This is a genomic window from Pseudomonas sp. Y24-6, assembly GCF_020295325.1.
Taxonomy (GTDB): domain Bacteria; phylum Pseudomonadota; class Gammaproteobacteria; order Pseudomonadales; family Pseudomonadaceae; genus Aquipseudomonas; species Aquipseudomonas gregormendelii.
Map to the genome: position 1 here is coordinate 359748 of NZ_JACBXG010000004.1, position 20446 is coordinate 380193.

Sequence of the window (20446 nt, forward strand, 5' to 3'; positions counted from 1 at the left end):
CTCATCGCGGGCAAGCCTGCTCCCACGAGAATCTCACCGAACCTGAGGGAGCGGGCTTGCCCGCGATGGCGGCGACGCAATTTCCGACCATTACCGTCGGAATTGGTTAAATTTTGTGCTATATTCCGCGCCCGCGATTTTTCATCTCAACACCGGTCATCGTCATGCAAACAGCCAAGCCGTTATTTGACTATCCCAAGTACTGGGCCGAATGTTTCGGCCCAGCGCCATTCCTGCCAATGAGCAGGGAGGAGATGGATCAGCTTGGCTGGGATTCCTGCGACATCATCATCGTCACCGGTGATGCCTACGTTGACCATCCGTCGTTCGGCATGGCAATCATCGGCCGGCTGCTGGAGTCCCAGGGCTTCCGCGTCGGGATCATTGCCCAGCCGAACTGGCAGTCCAAAGACGATTTCATGAAGCTCGGCGAGCCGAACCTGTTCTTCGGCGTCGCGGCCGGCAACATGGATTCGATGATCAACCGCTATACCGCCGACAAGAAAATCCGTTCAGATGACGCCTACACCCCAGGTGGCCTGGCGGGCAAACGTCCGGACCGCGCAAGCCTGGTGTACAGCCAGCGTTGCAAGGAAGCCTACAAGAACGTGCCGATCGTGCTCGGTGGCATCGAAGCCTCCCTGCGCCGCATCGCCCACTACGACTATTGGCAGGACCGGGTACGCAACTCGATCCTGATCGACGCCTGCGCCGACATCCTGCTCTACGGCAACGCCGAGCGTGCGATCGTCGAAGTGGCCCAGCGCCTGTCCTACGGTCACAAGATCGAAGACATCACCGACGTGCGTGGCACTGCGTTCATCCGTCGCGATACCCCGAAAGACTGGTACGAAGTCGATTCCACGCGCATTGACCGGCCGGGCAAGATCGACAAGATCATCAACCCGTACGTGAACACCCAGGACACTCAAGCCTGCGCCATCGAGCAGGAAAAAGGGCCGGTTGAAGATCCAAGTGAAGCCAAGGTCGTGCAGATCCTGGCCAGCCCGCGCATGACCCGTGACAAGACCGTCATCCGCCTGCCATCGGTAGAAAAAGTCCGTGGCGACGCGGTTCTGTACGCCCACGCCAACCGCGTGTTGCACCTGGAAACCAACCCGGGTAACGCCCGTGCCCTGGTACAGAAGCACGGCGAAGTCGACGTCTGGTTCAACCCGCCGCCGATTCCGATGACCACCGAAGAAATGGACTACGTGTTCGGCATGCCCTATGCGCGCATTCCGCACCCGGCCTACGGCAAGGAAAAAATTCCCGCCTACGACATGATCCGCTTCTCGGTGAACATCATGCGTGGCTGCTTCGGCGGCTGTACCTTCTGCTCGATCACCGAGCACGAAGGCCGGATCATCCAGAACCGTTCCGAAGAGTCGATCATTCGCGAAATCGAAGAGATCCGCGACAAGGTGCCAGGTTTCACCGGCGTCATTTCAGACCTCGGCGGTCCGACTGCGAACATGTACCGCATTGCCTGCAAGACACCGGAAATCGAATCCGCGTGCCGCAAGCCGTCGTGCGTGTTCCCGGGCATCTGTCCGAACCTGAACACCGATCACTCGTCGCTTATTCAGCTGTATCGCAGCGCCCGTGCGCTGCCGGGTGTGAAGAAGATCCTGATCGCTTCCGGCCTGCGCTACGACCTTGCGGTCGAGTCGCCGGAATACGTCAAGGAACTGGTGACCCACCACGTTGGTGGTTACCTGAAGATCGCCCCGGAACACACCGAGGAAGGTCCGCTCAACCAGATGATGAAGCCGGGCATTGGCAGCTATGACAAGTTCAAGCGCATGTTCGAGAAGTACTCCAAGGAAGCCGGGAAAGAGCAGTACCTGATTCCGTACTTCATTGCTGCCCACCCGGGCACCACCGACGAAGACATGATGAACCTGGCTCTGTGGCTCAAGGGCAACGGCTTCCGGGCCGACCAGGTGCAGGCGTTCTACCCGTCGCCGATGGCCACCGCCACCGCGATGTACCACTCGGGCAAGAACCCGCTGCGCAAGGTCACCTACAAAAGCGACGCCGTGACCATCGTCAAAAGCGAAGAGCAGCGTCGCCTGCACAAGGCGTTCTTGCGTTACCACGACCCGAAGGGCTGGCCGATGCTGCGTGAAGCGCTGACCCGCATGGGCCGCGCCGACCTGATCGGCCCGGGCAAGAACCAGTTGATCCCGCTGCATCAGCCGGCCACCGACAGTTACCAGAGCGCTCGTCGCAAGAACTCGACGCCGGCGGGTAGCCATAAAGTGGCGGGGGAGAAGACCACCAAGATTCTTACCCAGCACACTGGCCTGCCACCGCGTGCCAGCGATGGCGCCAACCCGTGGGACAAGCGTGAACAGGCCAAGGCCGCGGCGTTTGCCCGCAATCAGCAAGCGGCCAAGGAGCGCAAGGACGCGGCCAAAGGCAAAGGGCCCAAGCCCGCGCGCAAGCCGGTCGTGCCGCGCTAAACGCTAAAAGCAGCTAACAGAACGCCAACCTTCGGGTTGGCGTTTTGCGTTTGAAGATCAAAAGATCGCAGCCTTCGGCAGCTCCCGCAGGAGCTGCCGAAGGCTGCGATCTTTTGATCTTCGCCACATTTGCGTGCAATCACTCCCAACCAAATTCGCGCATCGCCCGATTTTGGTGCTGTACTGCCCTAAGCAAATCTGTGAAAGCGCCAGCGCTGCTGGATGGCATAAGTCTTGCGCGCTTTCGAATACGCTTAAGGCTCGCAGGAGGCACGCCGTGTCGATACATGTCGCATTGCATCACGTCACGCATTACCGCTACGACCGCGCCGTCGAACTCGGACCGCAGATTGTGCGGCTGCGCCCGGCCGCCCACAGTCGCACGCGGATCTTGTCCTATGCGCTGAAAGTCTCGCCCGAGCAGCACTTCATCAACTGGCAGCAGGACCCCCAGGGCAATTACCTGGCGCGGTTGGTGTTTCCGGAAAAAACCGAAGAGCTGCGTATCGAAGTCGATCTGCTGGCGGAGATGGCCGTCTTCAATCCCTTCGACTTTTTCCTCGAGCCCTATGCCGAGAAAATCCCGTTCACCTACGCAGCCGACGAGCGCAAGGAACTGGCGCCGTACCTGGAAACCCTGCCGCTCACACCGAAGTTCAAGGCCTATCTCGACGGCATCGACCGCACACCCTTGCCCAGCGTCGACTTCCTGGTCGGCCTCAACCAGCGCCTGAGCGAAGACATTGGCTACCTGATTCGCATGGAGCCGGGTGTGCAGACGCCCGAGCACACGCTCGAACACGCGAGCGGTTCCTGCCGTGACTCCGCCTGGCTGTTGGTGCAACTGTTGCGCAACCTTGGCCTGGCGGCGCGTTTCGTGTCCGGGTACCTGATCCAGCTGACCGCCGATGTGAAAAGTCTCGATGGCCCTTCCGGCACCGAGGTGGATTTCACCGACCTGCATGCCTGGTGTGAAGTCTATCTGCCGGGTGCCGGCTGGATCGGCCTCGACGCCACCTCCGGGCTGTTTGCCGGCGAAGGCCACATTCCGTTGGCCTGCAGTCCCGATCCGGGCTCTGCGGCCCCGATCAGCGGCCTGGTGGAACCGTGCGAATGCGAATTTACCCATGAGATGTCCGTTGAGCGCGTCTGGGAAGCGCCTCGCGTCACCCGGCCCTACACTGAAGACCAATGGCTGGCGATTCAGGCGCTGGGTCGCCAGATCGATGCGGACCTGCTGGAAAGTGACGTACGCCTGACCATGGGCGGCGAGCCAACCTTTGTCTCCATCGACGACCCTGACGGCGCGGAGTGGAACACGGCCGCGCTCGGGCCAGACAAGCGGCGCCTGTCGGCCGAACTGTTCGAGCGCATGCGCAAGCACTACGCCCCCAATGGCCTGGTGCATTTCGGCCAGGGCAAATGGTACCCCGGTGAGCAACTGCCGCGCTGGTCGTTGAACTGCTACTGGCGTCGCGACGGTGTGCCGATCTGGAGCAACAGCGCGTTGATTGCCGACGAGCAGGAGGACTACGGCGCTGACGGCGCACTGGCCGGGCGTTTCCTGGCAAGCGTGGCTGAACGTCTGAAAATTCCGACGCGCTTTGTGTTTCCTGCCTACGAAGACAATTTCTATTACCTCTGGCGCGAAGGCACATTGCCCCAGAACGTCAGCGCCGAAGATTCGCGCCTGGAAGAGCCCCTGGAGCGGGCGCGCCTGCGCAAGGTCTTCAGCCAGGGCCTGGATAAAGTCATCGGCCAGGTACTGCCCCTGGCACGTACTGCCAAGGGGGACCAATGGCAAAGCGGTCGCTGGTACCTGCGCGACGAGCATTGCCGGCTGGTACCCGGTGACTCGCCCTTGGGGTATCGCCTGCCGCTGGGCTCGCAACCCTGGGTCAAGGCTGCAGAGTATCCCTTTATCCATCCCCGGGATCCGAACCAGGAGTTCCCGCCGCTGCCCGACTCGGCACAGTTGCAAAGCCAGGACCAACCGGCAGTAGTCGAGGAGCGCGCGCCAAAGATAGACGAATCCGCCGACTGGCTGACCCGCACCGCCTTCTGTGCCGAAGCGCGCGAGGGTCGCTTGTACCTGTTCATGCCGCCTCTGGAGCGTGTCGAGGATTATCTGGAACTGGTCGCCGCCATCGAGGCCACCGCAGAGGAGTTGCATTGCCCTGTGTTGCTGGAAGGCTACGAGCCGCCGAGCGATCCGCGCCTGAGCAACTTTCGCATCACCCCTGATCCGGGTGTGATCGAAGTCAACGTCCAGCCTTCTGCCACCTGGGACGAACTGGTCGAACGAACCGAGTTTCTTTATGAACAGGCACGCCAGACTCGCCTGACCACGGAAAAATTCATGATCGATGGCCGCCACACCGGAACCGGCGGCGGCAACCATTTTGTCCTGGGTGGTGCGACGCCGGCCGACTCGCCATTTCTGCGGCGCCCCGACCTGCTGCGCAGCCTGATCAGCTACTGGCATAACCATCCTTCCCTGTCCTACCTGTTCTCGGGACTGTTCATCGGCCCCACGTCGCAAGCGCCGCGAGTCGATGAGGCGCGCAACGATGCGTTGTATGAACTGGAGATCGCCTTTGCGCAGATGCCCGAACCTGGCGAGGACTGTGCGCCGTGGCTGGTGGACCGGTTGCTGCGCAACCTGCTGATCGACGTGACGGGCAACACGCACCGTGCCGAGTTCTGCGTCGACAAGCTGTATTCCCCGGATGGCGCAACCGGTCGCCTGGGCTTGCTGGAGCTGCGCGCCTTTGAAATGCCACCCCATGCGCGCATGAGCCTGACCCAACAGCTGTTGCTGCGGGCGCTGGTCGCACGATTCTGGCGTGAACCCTATGCACCGCCGAAACTGGCGCGCTGGGGTACCGAACTGCACGACCGTTTCCTGTTGCCGCACTTTATCGAACAGGATTTTGCCGATGTTATCGTCGACCTGAATTCGGCCGGTTATCCCGTGCGTGCCGAGTGGTTCGCCGCACACCTGGAATTTCGCTTTCCCAAAGTGGGCGATTACGCGGTCAGCGGTATCGAACTGGAGGTGCGTCAGGCGCTTGAACCCTGGCATGTGCTGGGCGAGGAGGGCGCGCCTGGCGGCACCGTGCGCTATGTCGACTCATCCCTGGAGCGCCTGCAGGTCAAGCTCAGCGGCTTGCCGCCGCAGCGCTACCTGCTGACCTGCAATGGCGTTGCCGTGCCGCTGCAACCGACCGGACGAGTCGGCGAGTTTGTCGCCGGCGTGCGTTTTCGCGCCTGGCAACCGGCCAACTGCCTGCAGCCGACCATCCCGGTTCACGCGCCATTGGTGTTCGACTTGCTCGACACCTGGATGCAACGCTCCCTGGGCGGTTGCCAGTATCACGTGGCTCATCCGGGAGGGCGTAACTACGACAGCTTGCCGGTGAACGCGAACGAAGCCGAGAGCCGGCGCATGGCGCGGTTCTTCCGTATCGGCCACAGCCCCGGAAAACTGCCGGTGCCCCTTCTGGAGATCAACGACGAGCTGCCAATGACGCTCGATTTACGACGTTTTTGAACCGTACGCGACGCCCGGCTTTTTCGTCTATCCGGGTGTCATGAGCGTGCGTTAGTCTGACCGTTCCTTGCTGTCTGCCGAGCTTTCCATGCCTGACCTGCTTGACCGCTACCCGCCGACGGCGGGCAATTACCATGAACTGCTCGACGACAGCGGCGCCGTGCGCGCGCATTGGCGTCGGTTGTTCGACCAATTGCAGCGCAGCACCCCTGCGCAACTGGTGCAGCGTCAGGCCCTGTTGACCCGGCAGATCCACGAAAACGGTGTGACCTACAACGTCTACGCCGACCCCAAAGGCGCGGATCGGCCGTGGGAGCTGGACTTGCTGCCGCATGTGATCGCCGTCGATGAGTGGCAGCAATTGTCGGCCGGCATTGCCCAGCGCGCGCGCCTGCTCAATGCCGTGCTGGCAGACCTGTATGGCCCGCAACGCTTGATTGCCGAGGGGCTGTTGCCGGCCGAACTGGTGTTCGGTCACAACAATTTCCTCTGGCCCTGCCAGGGCATCAAGCCGCCCGACGGGGCTTTTTTGCACCTGTATGCCGTCGATCTGGCGCGTACGCCTGATGGTCGCTGGTGGGTAACGGCGGACCGCACCCAGGCACCTTCTGGCGCGGGTTATGCGCTGGAGAACCGCACCATCGTGTCGCGCGCGTTCCCGGAGTTGTACCGTGACCTGAAGGTGCAGCACCTGGCCGGTTTCTTCCGCACGCTGCAGGAGACCCTGGCGCGCCAGGCGCCGAGCGATGCCGAGGCACCGCTGATCGTGTTGCTGACGCCCGGCCGTTTTAATGAAAGCTATTTCGAGCATCTCTACCTGGCGCGGCAACTCGGCTATCCGCTGGTGGAAGGTGGTGACCTCACGGTGCGCGATGCCACGGTCTACCTGAAGACACTGAGCGGTTTGCGCCGCGTGCACGCGATCATGCGCCGGCTGGATGATGACTTCTGCGACCCGCTCGAATTGCGCACCGATTCAGCCCTTGGCGTGCCAGGCTTGCTCGAGGCGGTGCGGCAGGGCCGGGTGCTGGTGGCCAATGCGCTCGGCAGCGGCGTGCTGGAGTCGCCGGGCCTGCTCGGCTTTCTGCCGCGGATCAGTCAGTTCCTGTTTGGTGAGGAGCTGATACTGCCGTCCATCGCCACCTGGTGGTGCGGCGAGGCGCCGGTGCTGGCGCAGGCACTGGAGAAGCTGCCCGAACTACTGATCAAGCCGGCCTTTCCATCCCAGAGTTTTACCCCGGTGTTTGGCCGCGACTTGAGTGAAAAACAGCGCGAAGAGCTTGCCGAGCGCATGCAGGCGCGCCCTTACGCTTATGTGGCGCAAGAGCTCGCGCAGTTGTCCCAGGCCCCGGTGTGGCAGGCTGAAGACGGCCAGTTGCAACCTCGTGCCATCGGCATGCGCATGTATGCGGTCGCCAGCCATGAGGGTTATCGCGTTTTACCTGGCGGTTTGACCCGGGTCGCCGCCGACGCGGACGCCGAAGTGGTGTCGATGCAACGGGGCGGCGCCAGCAAGGACACCTGGGTGCTGGGCGATCGTCCACCCACCGGCGAACAATGGAAAACCCGACGCACGATAGGCGTGCATGACCTGGTTCGTCGCGACCCCTACCTGCCGTCGCGGGTGGTGGAAAACCTGTTCTGGTTCGGTCGCTATTGCGAGCGGTGTGATGACAGCGCCCGGTTGCTGCGCATCATGCTCGCTCGTTATGTCGATGGCGACGATCCGCAGGCGCTGCAAGCCGCAGTCGATCTTGGGGAGCGCCTGATGCTGTTGCCCGATGAGGGCGAACTGCAGGAACGCCTGCTTGCCGCGCTGCTCGGGGATGACTGGTCGTTCAGCCTGCGCTCCAACCTGCAGCGATTGCAGTGGGCAGCCTCGCAGGTGCGCGGCAAGCTCTCGCGGGAAAACTGGCAGGCCCTGGTGGAACTGCAACGCGAAGCCATGGAACTGGAAACCGCCGAGCCTGACTTCGGTGAGCTGCTGGATTTTCTCAACCGACTGGTGATGTCCCTGGCCGCGCTATCGGGTTTTGCCCTGGACGACATGACCCGCGATGAGGGATGGCGCTTCCTGATGATCGGTCGGCGCATCGAGCGGCTGCAATTTCTCAGCGCCAGCCTTGCCGCCTTCCTGCGCGGCGCCGGTCCTTTTGATCAGGCGGGCCTGGAATGGCTGCTGGAACTGGGCAACAGCAGCATCACTTATCGCTCGCGGTATCTGGCGGTGGCGCAACTGCTCCCGGTGCTGGACCTGTTGCTCCTGGACGAGCAAAACCCCCATGCCGTGCTGTTCCAGTTGAAGCTGGTCAATCGCACCCTCAAGCGACTGAATGACGATTTCGGTGCGCCACGTGAGACCGGTTTGCCGCAACTGGTCGAGCGCCTGGCCCGGTTCGACCTGGGGTGCCTGCAGAACTCGCTGTTTGGCGAAGCCAGCGTACGCGCCGCCGTCGAAGGACTGGCCGATCTGCTGCAGGAAATCGCCGAAGCCAGCGGCCAGGCCTCCGATCGCCTGGCACTGCGGCATTTCGCCCATGTCGATGATGTCAGCCAGCGTACGGTGTCCGTCTGATGAGCGCCCATTACCAGATTTTTCACGACACCCACTATCACTACGACAGCCCGGTGTCGCTCGCCCAGCAGCTGGCGCACCTGTGGCCCCGGCCTTGCGCCTGGCAGCATTGCACGGATCAGCGCTTGCAGATCAGTCCGGATCCCACCTCTCGCAGGGACGAACTGGACGTGTTCGGCAATCCGCTGACCCGCCTGGCGTTCGAGCGCCCCCACGACGAATTGCTGGTCAATGCCAGCCTGACCATTGAAGTGACGGCCCGGCCGTCGCTGGACTTCAACCGCTCCCCCGCATGGGAACATACCCGCAGCGCGTTGACCTACAGCAGCCAGCCGCTTTCCCGCGAGATACTGGAAGCCTGCCGTTACCGGTTCGAATCGCCCTATGTGCACTTGAAGCGCAACTTCGTCGAGTTCTCGGAAAGTTGTTTTGCGCCGGGCAGGCCGTTGCTGCTTGGCGTTCAGGCATTGATGGAGAAGATTTTCAGCGAGTTTACCTTCGATGCCGAAGCGACCCAGGTCGCCACGCCTCTTGTGGAGGTCCTGGAGCGGCGGCGAGGGGTTTGCCAGGACTTCGCCCACCTGATGCTCGCGTGCGTGCGCTCCCGAGGCCTGGCAGCGCGTTACATCAGCGGGTACCTGCTGACTCAGCCACCACCCGGCCAGCCACGCCTGATCGGCGCCGACGCTTCGCATGCCTGGGTTTCGGTATTTTGTCCGGTACTGGGTTGGGTCGATTTTGATCCGACCAACAACGTGCAGCCGGCACTGGAGCACATCACCCTGGCCTGGGGCCGTGATTTCTCGGACGTGTCGCCGTTGCGCGGGGTGATTCTGGGCGGGGGCAATCATGACCCCGAAGTTCGGGTCACGGTGATGCCGCTGGATTAACGCGCATCCCCCGGTAGGAGCTGCCGAAGGCTGCGATCTTTTGATCTTGAGCGTTTCCAGAGCGTTTGCAGAGCTAGATCAAAAGATCGCAGCCTTCGGCAGCTCCTACAGGGTCAGCAGCAGCGCTGCCAACCCTGGACACAGATCCGGTGGGCCTGATCAGATCATCCGGCCCTGGGGGTCTCAGGCGTCGGGCGCCTGATCTTTCGGTGCTGCGGTTTCGTCTGTAGCCACTTCACCTTCGGCATCCGGGTTCAGTGCTGCTGCTTCTTCTTCAGCTGTAGCTTTCTTGCGCTGAAGCTTTTCCTCTTTCTTCTGCTCCTTGGCCAAGTCTCTCTGACGTTTGGCGAAGGAATAATTAGGTTTAGCCATGGGCGATCCTCTTGGGTCGAAGGTGAGGTTGAGCGGCGCATATTCTGCCCTGTATCGGGCCCGAGCCGTTAGCTGGGTTTTTGCTCGGCCCATTTTGGCGTGACCACCGGGTGCCAGGCATCCAGTGCGTCGAGCAGGGTTTGCGGCGATTCGCTCGTTTGCAGCATGTCACGGTGCGCTTCGCGAACGAAGCCTTCGCCGACGATATGATCAAGAAAACCAGTCAATTTGCTGTAGAAACCGTTCACTTCGAGCAGGCCGAGTGGTTTTGCATGATAGCCGAGCTGGCCCCAGGTCCAGACTTCGAACAGTTCTTCCAGAGTGCCGAGGCCGCCGGGCAGCGCGATGAAAGCATCGCTCAGCTCGGCCATCCGCGCCTTGCGCGCATGCATGCCGTCAACCACTTCCAGGCGAGTCAGGCTGCTGTGGCCGATTTCCTTGTCCTTGAGACTTTGCGGAATGATACCTATGACTTCCCCGCCGGCTGCCAGGGCGGCATCCGCGACTATCCCCATCAAACCCACGGCACCACCGCCGTATACCAGGGTCAGCTTGCGTTCGGCGATGGCACGCCCAAGGGCGATAGCCGCTTCACGATAAGCCGGGTGGGTGCCAGTGCTGGCACCGCAGAAAACACAAACGGATGCTAATGACATGCTTTGCTCCACGGTCACGATGACCACAGGGTAAAGGCACGGCGTTAGCGATCAAAGGGTTAAAGGTCGCGGGCAGCGGTTTCGTAACTGCCGCTGGCGCCACAGGCATACGCGGCAAGCAGGCTGCACAACAGGCTATTGAGGGTCATGACGGAGTCCAGGTAAATGGCGATGGACCGATGATAGGGCCGGGCCAGGCATCTGGCTGGTAGATTGTTTCGATCGGTGTCATAGCCCGAAAGTTGTATACAATTTTTGATTCAGGTCATAGGAACTTGCGCAGTTTTCAGGCAGTCTTCTGTCCATTCGCACTTTTGTTAACCCTGCCTTGGAGATTCACCATGTTTGCCAAACTTGTTGCGGTATCCCTGCTGACACTGGCCAGCAGCCAACTGATGGCTGCCGAGTGCAAGACCACCATCGACTCCACCGACCAGATGACCTTCAACAGCAAGGCCATTGAGATCGACAAGAGCTGCAAGACCTTCACCGTCGAGTTGACCCACTCCGGCAGTTTGCCGAAAAACGTGATGGGTCATAACTGGGTGCTGAGCAAAGAAGCTGACATGCAGCCGATCGCCACCGATGGCCTGGCTGCCGGTATCGACAAGAACTACCTGAAAGACGGCGATACCCGCATCATCGCCCACACCAAGATCATCGGCGCCAAGGAAACCGATTCGGTGACTTTTGATGTGTCGAAGCTGAGTGCGGATGAGAAATACGGTTTCTTCTGCTCGTTCCCGGGCCACATCTCGATGATGAAAGGTACGGTTACACTGAAGTAAGCGAATCAGCTTCAAAAAAAGCGTCCATTGCGGACGCTTTTTTTGTGCCTGGCTTTTGACCGCGTCAGCGTTCATCGCGGGCAGGCCTTACTCCCACAGGGTTTGTGTCGGCCTCAACTGATGGCATGGCGCAGTACCTGTGGGAGCAAGGCTTGCCCGCGATGGCGCCGGTACAGGCGCCGCCGCATTCAAGGCGCGAACGGCATCACTCGCTTGTGATGGGTCTTGTTGTAGGTGTCACAAATAATTCTGAACGCTTCCTCACGTACCGGCTCGCCATGCAGAAAAGCATCAATTTCGGCATAGGTCACCCCATGGGACGCCTCATCCGGCTTGCCCGGGGACAGGTCTTCGAGATCGGCAGTGGGAATCTTCTCCACCAGCGATTCCGGTGCGCCAAAGCTGCGGGCGATGCTGCGCACCTGGTTTTTCACCAGCCCGCTCAGTGGCGCCAGGTCGCAGGCGCCGTCACCGAACTTGGTGAAGAATCCCATTACCGCTTCCGCCGCATGGTCAGTGCCGATCACCAGGCCATGGGCCGCGCCGGCGATGGTGTACTGGGCGACCATGCGCATACGCGCCTTGGTGTTGCCCAGCACAAAGTCGACCGACACCGCGTGTTTGCCTTCGAACGCTGCGACTTCGCTGGCCAGCGCCTTGACTGCCGGGCCAATGTTCACGGTGTGGCGCTCATCCGGTTCGATGAAATCCACCGACGCCTGGGCATCGTGTTCGTCGAACTGGGTCTCGTAGGGCAGGCGGACGGCAATGAACTTGTAGCTGTCGTCACCGGTGCTGTCGCGCAACTCGCGCATGGCACGCTGGGCCAACAGGCCGGCGGTTAGAGAATCAACGCCGCCGCTGATACCCAGTACCAGGGCCTTGAGCCCGGAATTGACCAGGCAATCCTGAATGAACGTGATCCGTCGAGCGACTTCAGCCTCAAGGGCGGCATCGTCGGCGAATGGTGGTTGAACCTTGAGCTGCTCAGCAATCTCACGCTGTACGGCTTGCATGAATTCACTCCTTGCTTGATGTGCTGGAAAGGGCGGCAGGAACTTTGAAAACGTGTCGCAAATAAGCGACGAAGTTGGGGTCTTTGCAGTGGGTCTTGCCCGGTTCATCGGAAATCTTGGCCACCGGCTGACCGTTGCAGGCGGCCATTTTAAGCACGATGCTCATCGGTTCAACCCCTGGGATATCGCAGGTCAGGTTGGTGCCGATGCCAAAACTGACGTTGATCCGCCCGCGCAGCGCCCGGAATATTTCCAGGGACTTGGGCAGCGTCAGGCTGTCGGAGAACACCAGGGTCTTGCTCATCGGGTCGATGCCGAGCTTGTGGTAGTGGGCGATGGCTTTTTCCGCCCAGATTATCGGATCCCCGGAGTCGTGGCGCAGGCCATCGAAAAGCTTGGCGAAGTACAGGTCGAAATCGCGCAGGAAGGCATCGGTGGTAATGCAGTCAGTCAGTGCGATGCCGAGCAGGCCCCGATACTCGCGGACCCAGCAATCCAACGCGGCAATCTGGCTGTCGATCAGGCGCGGTCCGAGTTGCTGGTGCGCCATGATCCATTCGTGGGCCATGGTGCCCAAGGGCTTCATGTCCAGCTCCCGGGACAGGTGGACGTTACTGGTGCCGACAAAACGCCCGGGAAAGTCGTGCTTGAGCACGTTCACCACTTCTTCCTGCACCCGGTAGGAAAACCTGCGCCGGGTGCCGAAATCGGCGACCTGCAGCTCGGATAACTCATCGGCGCCAGCATTGGCCGTCAGCCAGTCGAATTTGCGATAAAGCTGCTCGCGCGCCTGTTCCAGGACGACTTCCCGGTACCGATAGCGGTTGCGCACTTCGCTGACGATGGACAGCAGCGGTACTTCGAACAAAATCACATGCAGCCACGGCCCGCGCAGACGGATGAACAGCTCGCCGTTCTCGATCCCGGTGTGCACGTAGCGCAGGTTGAAACGAAACAATCCGAGGAAGCGCAGGAAATCCGGTTTCATGAAGCTGATGCGCTCCATGAAACCCAGTTGATCGGCGGTCAGGCTCAGCTCGGCGAGGCGCTCGATCTGGAAGCGAATCTCGGCCAGATACGGGCGCAGATCCTCGCTGTTACGGCAACGAAACTCCCATTCCACTTCCACATTCGGGTAATTGTGCAGCACCGCCTGCATCATCGTCAGTTTGTAGAAGTCGGTGTCGAGCAGGTTCTGCACGATGCGATCGGCAAATACGCTGTCGCTCATAACGGGGTTCTCCAGGCTGGCCGCGGCCTGTGGCGGCGACATTGCAGCTGATTCAATGAATGGGGCTAGTGGCGCATATCAACGGCAGTTATTGCCAGCGATTTTTTAGACGCTGGAGATCCCGTGGGAGCGAGCCTGCTCGCGATAGCGGTGTGTCAGTCACCTGAATGTCGGATGTGTCGACGCTATCGCGAGCAGGCTCGCTCTCCAATAGGCGCTGTGATGCCTCAGTTTTGCGGCATATCCGGGCTATCAATCTGCTCCAGCATCCACTTCACGAAATCGCGCACCTTCGGCACGTCCGCCGAATGTTCAGGGTATGCCAGGTAGTAAGAATCAGTGCTGGGCATCGCATGCTGCCAGGGTATGACCAGTTTGCCGTCGGCCAATTCCTCTTCCACCAGAAACCTGGGCAACAACGCCACGCCACAGCCTACCTGGGCGGCGCGGATGCACATGTAGAAGGTTTCGAAGCGCGGCCCGTGGTAGCTGTGTTCGGTGTGATAGCCCTGACTGTCGAACCAGTCGTGCCAGGCTTGTGGCCGGGAGGCGTTTTGCAGCAGGACCAGGTCGGCGAGCTGGGTTGGGTCGGTGAAAGGCGTGGCCGGCAGGCTGCCCGGGGCACACACCGGAACCAGCTCCTCGCTGAACAGCTTCAGGCATTCGGTGCCTGGGCGTGACCCTTGGCCAAAGTAGAACGCCAGGTCGCTGCGGCCTTGCAGCAAATCATCGGCTTCCTGTTCGCTGCACAGGTCCAGATGGATCGAGGGATGGCGCAGGCGCCAGCCTTTCAGGCGCGGCACCAGCCAGCGCGCGCCAAAGGTCGGCGGCGTCGAGACCCGCAGGACTTCGGTCTCTCCACCGTAGGAACGCAGGTAATGGGTCGACATCTCGACCTGGGTGAGGATTTTTCGTACCTCCACCAGGTACAAATCGCCTGCCGGAGTCATCTGCAGGCGGCGACGCACCCGGCGAAACAGCAGGTGTTGCAGCAACTCTTCGAGTTGCGCCACCTGTTTGCTGACGGCGCTTTGGGTCAGGTTCAGCTCTTCGGCGGCCCGGGTGAAGCTCAAATGCCGGGTGACAGCCTCGAAACACTGCAGCGCGGTGATCGATGGCAGGTAGCGTTTGTTCAGCATGGGCGATCCTTTCTTCTTGTCTCTTTATTGCCAGCAATGCACAGCATGAATAAACGGAATGATATCTCTCTTAAAGGTCGTTTGTTGAGTAACCTCCGGAAAGCTAAAACTACAGGCCTGATCAGCCGTGATCGTGCGGCTGCACACGTTCTGTCTTTTGTTTGAGGAGTGACCCATGGTTGCCGCATTGCTTGATCGTCTTGGTGTAAACCCGGCCCTGTACCAGAACGGCAAAGTACCGGTGCATTCACCGATCGATGGCAGCCAGATTGCTGCCGTCAACTGGGAAGGGGCTGCTGAAGTCGAGCAGCACATCAGTCGTGCAGATCATGCGTTCGAATTGTGGCGCAAGGTGCCGGCACCGCGCCGGGGCGAACTGGTGCGCCAACTGGGCGACATCCTTCGCGAATACAAGGCCGACCTCGGCGAGCTGGTGTCGTGGGAAGCGGGCAAGATCACCCAGGAAGGCCTGGGTGAAGTTCAGGAAATGATCGATATTTGCGACTTCGCCGTCGGTTTGTCCCGCCAGCTGTACGGTTTGACCATCGCCTCCGAGCGCCCGGGCCACCACATGCGTGAGACCTGGCATCCGCTGGGCGTGGTCGGGGTGATCAGCGCGTTCAACTTCCCGGTTGCCGTCTGGGCCTGGAACACCACCCTGGCACTGGTGTGCGGTAACCCGGTGATCTGGAAGCCGTCCGAGAAAACTCCGCTGACTGCCCTGGCATGCCAGGCGCTGTTTGATCGGGTGCTGAAAAACTTCAGCGACGCACCGCCGCATTTGAGCCAGGTCATCATTGGCGGTCGCGATGCCGGTGAAGCCTTGGTGGATGACCCGCGCGTGGCGTTGGTCAGCGCCACCGGCAGCACCCGCATGGGCCGCGAAGTGGCCCCGAAAATCGCTGCGCGTTTTGCCCGCAGCATCCTTGAGCTGGGCGGCAACAATGCGATGATCCTTGGCCCAAGTGCCGACCTGGACATGGCCGTACGCGCGATCCTGTTCAGTGCTGTCGGCACCGCCGGCCAGCGCTGCACCACCTTGCGCCGCCTGATTGCCCATGAATCGGTCAAAGAAGAGATCGTGACCCGCCTCAAAGCCGCTTACTCAAAAGTGCGCATCGGCAACCCGCTGGAAGGCAATCTGATTGGCCCGCTGATCGACAAGCACAGCTTCGAGAATATGCAGGACGCGCTGGAGCAGGCTTTGAGCGAAGGTGGCCGGGTATTCGGTGGCAAGCGCCAGCTGGAAGACCAATACCCGAACGCCTACTACGTTCAGCCTGCGATCGTCGAGATGCCGGAGCAGAGCGATGTGGTGTGCAGTGAAACCTTCGCACCGATTCTCTACGTGGTCGGTTACAAGGATTTCGAGGAAGCCTTGCGCCTGAACAATGCAGTGCCTCAAGGCCTGTCTTCATGCATCTTCACCACCGATGTGCGCGAAGCCGAGCAATTCATGTCGGCGGTCGGCAGCGACTGTGGCATTGCCAACGTCAACATCGGCCCGAGCGGCGCGGAAATCGGTGGCGCATTTGGTGGCGAGAAAGAGACCGGCGGCGGACGCGAGTCGGGCTCGGATGCATGGCGCGGTTATATGCGTCGACAGACCAATACCGTGAACTATTCGCTGGAGTTGCCGTTGGCTCAGGGGATCACGTTTGACTGATCGGTGATCGCCCTGTAGGAGCGAGCTTGCTCGCGAAAAACGTCAACGTAACGCGTTCATGCAGCAAGCACGCGTAATCGTTGACGTCCATCGCGAGCAAGCTCGCTCCTACAGGTAAAAAGTGTGTTGGTTAGGTTTCTGTTGGAGTCTGGCAATGCCGCTACGCGAAGAATGTCTGTGGGAAAAACTGACGCCGCAAAGGCCCGACAATGCTTCGCTCAAAGGCGAGGTCAAGGCCGATGTCTGCGTCATTGGCGCGGGCTTCACCGGGCTGTCGGCGGCGGTGCATCTGCTGGAGCAGGGCAAGACGGTCTGTGTGCTGGAAGCGCATCGGGCCGGGCATGGCGGTTCCGGGCGTAACGTCGGCCTGGTCAACGCCGGGATGTGGATCCCTCCTGACGAAATCGAAGCCGGGTTCGGCCAGGCGGTGGGCAGTCAGCTCAATCGCATGCTCGGTGCCGCGCCGTCCCTGGTGTTCAGCCTGGTCGACAAGTACAACATCGATTGCCAATTGCGCCGCGAAGGCACGCTGCACATGGCGCATAACGCCCGTGGCGAAGCGGATCTGCGCAGTCGTGAAGAACAATGGAAGCGTCGCGGCGCGCCGGTGGAATTGTTGACAGGCCAGGCCTGCGAGCAAGCCACCGGTACCCGCAAAATTGCCGCTGCACTGCTGGATCGGCGTGCCGGTACGATTAACCCGATGGCCTACACCAGTGGCCTGGCCAAGGCAGCCATTGGCCTGGGCGGGCAGTTGTTCGACCACTCAGCGGTGACTCGGCTGGAACGTCAGGGCCAGAAATGGTCGGTGCAGACTGCGCAGGGTTCGGTGTTGGCCGAACAGGTGGTCATCGCTTCCAACGCCTACACCGAGGGCGACTGGACCGAACTGCGACGTAATTTCTTCCCCGGTTATTACTACCAGGTGGCGTCAGTGCCGCTGACTGAAGATGCTGCGCAACAGATCCTGCCCGGTGGCCAGGGGTCCTGGGATACCCGGCAGGTGCTCAGCAGTATTCGTCGCGACAAGGACGGGCGTCTGCTGCTCGGTAGCCTTGGCAACGGCAATCAAAAGCCGGTGTGGTTTCTCAAGGCGTGGGCGGATCGGGTACAGCAGCATTACTTCCCCTATCTCAAGCCGGTGGAGTGGGAGTGCACCTGGACCGGCTGCATCGCTTTCACCCCGGACCACCTGATGCGCCTGTTCGAGCCAGCGCCCGGAATAGTGGCAGTCACCGGTTACAACGGGCGCGGGGTCACCACAGGGACAGTGGTCGGCAAAGCGTTTGCCGATTATCTCTGTAATGGAAATCCTCAGGCTTTGCCGATTCCGTTTGCACCCATGCAACCCCTGACAGGTGTGGGCATACGCAGTTGCCTCTACGAAGCGGGCTTCTCCCTGTATCACGCAGGCCAGTGCCTGCGCATCGTTATTTGATTGTTGAAAGATGTTACTGAAAAGCGGCGCTTTTTCGAGCAGCGACTAGCCTGTAATGGTGCGGGTTGTAGCAGTCCCGCACCAGCGGTGTGCACTTCGGTGACGCACGATGTTACAGGCTGGTTGCACGTCGTTTGGAGTCGCGGTTGCAATGATGGCGCAGGCGGGTTGCGCCTTCGGGAATTAATGGTTTTACCTTCTGCGGTTTAGACGGTTGCACGCCCAATGAAGACGGGTTCAAAACAGTCGGAATAACAATAACTCAGCGACTTTTTCAAGAATAAAAAACCGATGGCACGGCCCTTGCTCTGAGCATTCAGTGAAGTCGCAGTGCCAACTAAAAAAAACCTTGGAGCACCACCTCATGTCCCAGACGTTTTACAAGAAAGGCTTTCTGGCCCTCGCAGTGGCAGCTGCGTTGGGTGTTTCTGCGTTTGCACAAGCTGATGTGAAAATCGGTGTGGCGGGTCCCATGACTGGCGCCAACGCGGCATTTGGCGAGCAGTACATGAAGGGTGCACAGGCTGCGGCCGATGCGGTCAACGCAGCAGGCGGCGTCAACGGGGAAAAAATCGTACTGGTGAAGGGCGATGACGCCTGCGAACCGAAACAGGCTGTGACGGTCGCCAAGGACCTGACCAACCAGAAAGTGGCAGGCGTGGTCGGCCATTTCTGCTCCTCGTCGACAATCCCGGCCTCCGAGATCTACGACGAAGCGGGCATCATTGCCATCACCCCGGGTTCCACCAACCCACAGGTGACCGAGCGCGGCTTGAGCGCCATGTTCCGTATGTGCGGGCGTGACGACCAGCAGGGCATCGTCGCTGGCGATTATATTGTCGACGTGCTCAAGGGCAAAAAAGTGGTCGTGCTGCACGACAAGGACACCTACGGCCAGGGCCTGGCTGATGCTACCAAGGCTCAACTGGTCAAGCGCGGCGTTACGCCAGTGCTGTATGAAGGCCTGACCCGCGGCGAAAAAGACTTCAGCACCATTGTTACCAAAATCCGCGGCGCTGGCGCCGATGTCGTCTACTTCGGTGGCCTGCACCCTGAAGCCGGTCCTCTGGTTCGCCAGCTGCGTGAGCAAGGCCTGAAAGACGTCAAGTTCATGTCCGATGACGGCATCGTGACCGACGAACTGGTGACCACCGCTGGCGGCCCGCAATTCGTTGATGGCGTGCTGATGACTTTCGGCGCTGACCCGCGCCTGCTGCCAGACAGCAAGGCTGTCGTGGATGCGTTCCGCAAAGCCGGCACCGAGCCTGAAGGCTACACCCTGTACGCCTACGCTTCGGTTCAGACCCTGGCGGCAGCGTTCAACGGCGCCAAGTCCAACAGTGGCGAAAAAGCGGCTGAGTGGCTGAAGAAGAACCCGGTCAAGACTGTCATGGGTGAAAAGACCTGGGACAGCAAGGGCGACCTGAAAGTCTCCGACTACGTGGTTTACCAGTGGGACAAGGATGGCAAATACCACCAGCTGGAAAAACAGAAGTAAGGGCTGACTCGATCGGCTGAATCCACATCTCCCTTGTGGGAGCGGGCTTGCCCGCGATGACGGACTGACAGGAGACAATTTGTCGAATGTCCTACCGCTATCGCTGGCAAACCAGCTCCCACAGGGGACGGTGTGGAACGGGTTGATCCTGACTGACATTGCTCCGACGTATATCTGTATTTTCCTTAGAAGAACCGCGCGCCGACGGTGTGCAGGTTCTCACTGCGTGAGATTGCGTTATGGATGGTATTTTCCTGCAGCAACTGGTCAACGGCCTGACCCTCGGGTCGGTCTATGGCCTGATCGCCATCGGCTACACAATGGTCTATGGCATCATCGGCATGATCAACTTCGCCCATGGCGAGGTTTACATGATTTCCGCTTACCTCGCGGCGATCAGTCTGGCTCTGCTGGCATACTTCGGTATTGAATCCTTCCCGCTGCTGATGCTCGGCACGCTGATCTTCACCATCATCGTCACGGCGGTGTATGGCTGGGTCATCGAGCGCGTCGCCTATAAACCCCTGCGTAACTCCACCCGCCTGGCACCGCTGATCAGCGCCATCGGCATCTCCCTGATCCTGCAAAACTATGCACAGATCGCCCAGGGCGCCAAGCAACAAGGCGTACCCACCCTGCTGACTGGAGCCTGGCGTGTCGAGGTCGGCACCGGTTTTGTGCAACTGACCTACACCAAGGTGTTCATTCTGGTCGCAGCATTTGCCGGCATGGCGTTGCTGACCTACATCATCAAGTACACCAAGCTCGGCCGCATGTGCCGCGCGACCCAGCAAGACCGCAAGATGGCCTCGATCCTGGGGATCAACACCGACCGGGTGATTTCCTACGTGTTCATCATCGGTGCAGCCATGGCGGCCCTGGCCGGCGTGCTGATCACCATGAACTACGGCACTTTCGACTTCTATGCCGGCTTCATCATCGGGATCAAGGCGTTTACCGCTGCGGTACTCGGCGGGATTGGCTCGCTACCGGGAGCGATGCTCGGCGGGATCATTCTCGGGATCTCCGAGTCGCTGTTCTCCGGCCTGGTCAACTCGGACTACAAAGACGTCTTCAGCTTCTCGCTGCTCGTTCTCGTTCTGGTCTTTCGGCCCCAAGGCCTGCTCGGCCGTCCTCTTGTGTCGAAGGTGTAAGC

Annotated in this window: 14 protein-coding genes; 9 read left to right on the plus strand and 5 right to left on the minus strand. The window is 60.5% G+C overall.

Annotation, left to right across the window (positions count from 1 at the left end):
- The first annotated feature begins 164 nt into the window (after positions 1 to 164).
- The 4 genes from HYI44_RS10400 (at position 165) to HYI44_RS10415 (ending at position 9486) form a co-directional block, all read left to right on the plus strand.
- Positions 165 to 2468, plus strand: a complete 2304-nt coding sequence (locus tag HYI44_RS10400; RefSeq protein ID WP_225569353.1) for a YgiQ family radical SAM protein — start codon at positions 165 to 167, stop codon at positions 2466 to 2468.
- Between the two features lie 277 nt (positions 2469 to 2745).
- On the plus strand, positions 2746 to 6021 hold the full coding sequence (locus HYI44_RS10405) for a DUF2126 domain-containing protein (RefSeq protein ID WP_225569354.1): 3276 nt from the start codon (positions 2746 to 2748) through the stop codon (positions 6019 to 6021).
- 88 nt (positions 6022 to 6109) lie between these two features.
- On the plus strand, positions 6110 to 8596 hold the full coding sequence (locus HYI44_RS10410; protein WP_122841570.1) for a circularly permuted type 2 ATP-grasp protein: 2487 nt from the start codon (positions 6110 to 6112) through the stop codon (positions 8594 to 8596).
- A complete protein-coding gene (locus HYI44_RS10415) occupies positions 8596 to 9486 on the plus strand; it encodes a transglutaminase family protein (protein WP_225569355.1) in 891 nt (296 codons plus the stop codon). Before HYI44_RS10410 ends, HYI44_RS10415 begins: the two co-directional genes overlap by 1 nt.
- A 183-nt stretch (positions 9487 to 9669) precedes the next feature.
- Here the strand turns inward: HYI44_RS10415 and HYI44_RS10420 are convergent, their stop codons facing one another.
- Complete coding sequence (locus tag HYI44_RS10420) at positions 9670 to 9858, minus strand: hypothetical protein (RefSeq protein ID WP_045061821.1); 189 nt, start codon at positions 9856 to 9858, stop codon at positions 9670 to 9672.
- A gap of 68 nt (positions 9859 to 9926) precedes the next feature.
- Complete coding sequence (locus tag HYI44_RS10425) at positions 9927 to 10514, minus strand: TIGR00730 family Rossman fold protein (RefSeq protein ID WP_225569356.1); 588 nt, start codon at positions 10512 to 10514, stop codon at positions 9927 to 9929.
- Between the two features lie 341 nt (positions 10515 to 10855).
- Between HYI44_RS10425 and azu the strand changes: the two genes are divergently transcribed.
- A complete protein-coding gene (azu, locus tag HYI44_RS10430; protein WP_045061819.1) occupies positions 10856 to 11302 on the plus strand; it encodes an azurin in 447 nt (148 codons plus the stop codon).
- Positions 11303 to 11490: 188 nt separating this feature from the next.
- Here azu and nadE read toward each other — a convergent pair whose 3' ends face one another.
- From nadE to HYI44_RS10445, 3 genes are all read right to left on the minus strand, one after another.
- Complete coding sequence (gene nadE / locus HYI44_RS10435; protein ID WP_122841572.1) at positions 11491 to 12318, minus strand: ammonia-dependent NAD(+) synthetase; 828 nt, start codon at positions 12316 to 12318, stop codon at positions 11491 to 11493.
- Between the two features lie 4 nt (positions 12319 to 12322).
- Positions 12323 to 13549, minus strand: coding sequence for a nicotinate phosphoribosyltransferase (pncB, locus tag HYI44_RS10440; protein WP_225569357.1), 1227 nt, complete (start codon positions 13547 to 13549; stop codon positions 12323 to 12325).
- Positions 13550 to 13776: 227 nt separating this feature from the next.
- On the minus strand, positions 13777 to 14688 hold the full coding sequence (locus HYI44_RS10445; protein ID WP_225569358.1) for a LysR family transcriptional regulator: 912 nt from the start codon (positions 14686 to 14688) through the stop codon (positions 13777 to 13779).
- A 175-nt stretch (positions 14689 to 14863) separates the two neighbouring features.
- Between HYI44_RS10445 and HYI44_RS10450 the strand changes: the two genes are divergently transcribed.
- The 4 genes from HYI44_RS10450 (at position 14864) to HYI44_RS10465 (ending at position 20444) form a co-directional block, all read left to right on the plus strand.
- Complete coding sequence (locus tag HYI44_RS10450) at positions 14864 to 16354, plus strand: aldehyde dehydrogenase family protein (RefSeq protein ID WP_045058934.1); 1491 nt, start codon at positions 14864 to 14866, stop codon at positions 16352 to 16354.
- Positions 16355 to 16508: 154 nt separating this feature from the next.
- Positions 16509 to 17792, plus strand: a complete 1284-nt coding sequence (locus HYI44_RS10455) for an NAD(P)/FAD-dependent oxidoreductase (protein WP_122841574.1) — start codon at positions 16509 to 16511, stop codon at positions 17790 to 17792.
- A 364-nt stretch (positions 17793 to 18156) separates the two neighbouring features.
- Positions 18157 to 19290, plus strand: a complete 1134-nt coding sequence (locus tag HYI44_RS10460; protein ID WP_122841575.1) for a branched-chain amino acid ABC transporter substrate-binding protein — start codon at positions 18157 to 18159, stop codon at positions 19288 to 19290.
- Positions 19291 to 19529: 239 nt separating this feature from the next.
- Entirely contained in the window at positions 19530 to 20444 is a 915-nt protein-coding gene (locus HYI44_RS10465; protein ID WP_045058937.1) for an ABC transporter permease subunit, read from the plus strand.
- Positions 20445 to 20446 lie beyond the last annotated feature (2 nt).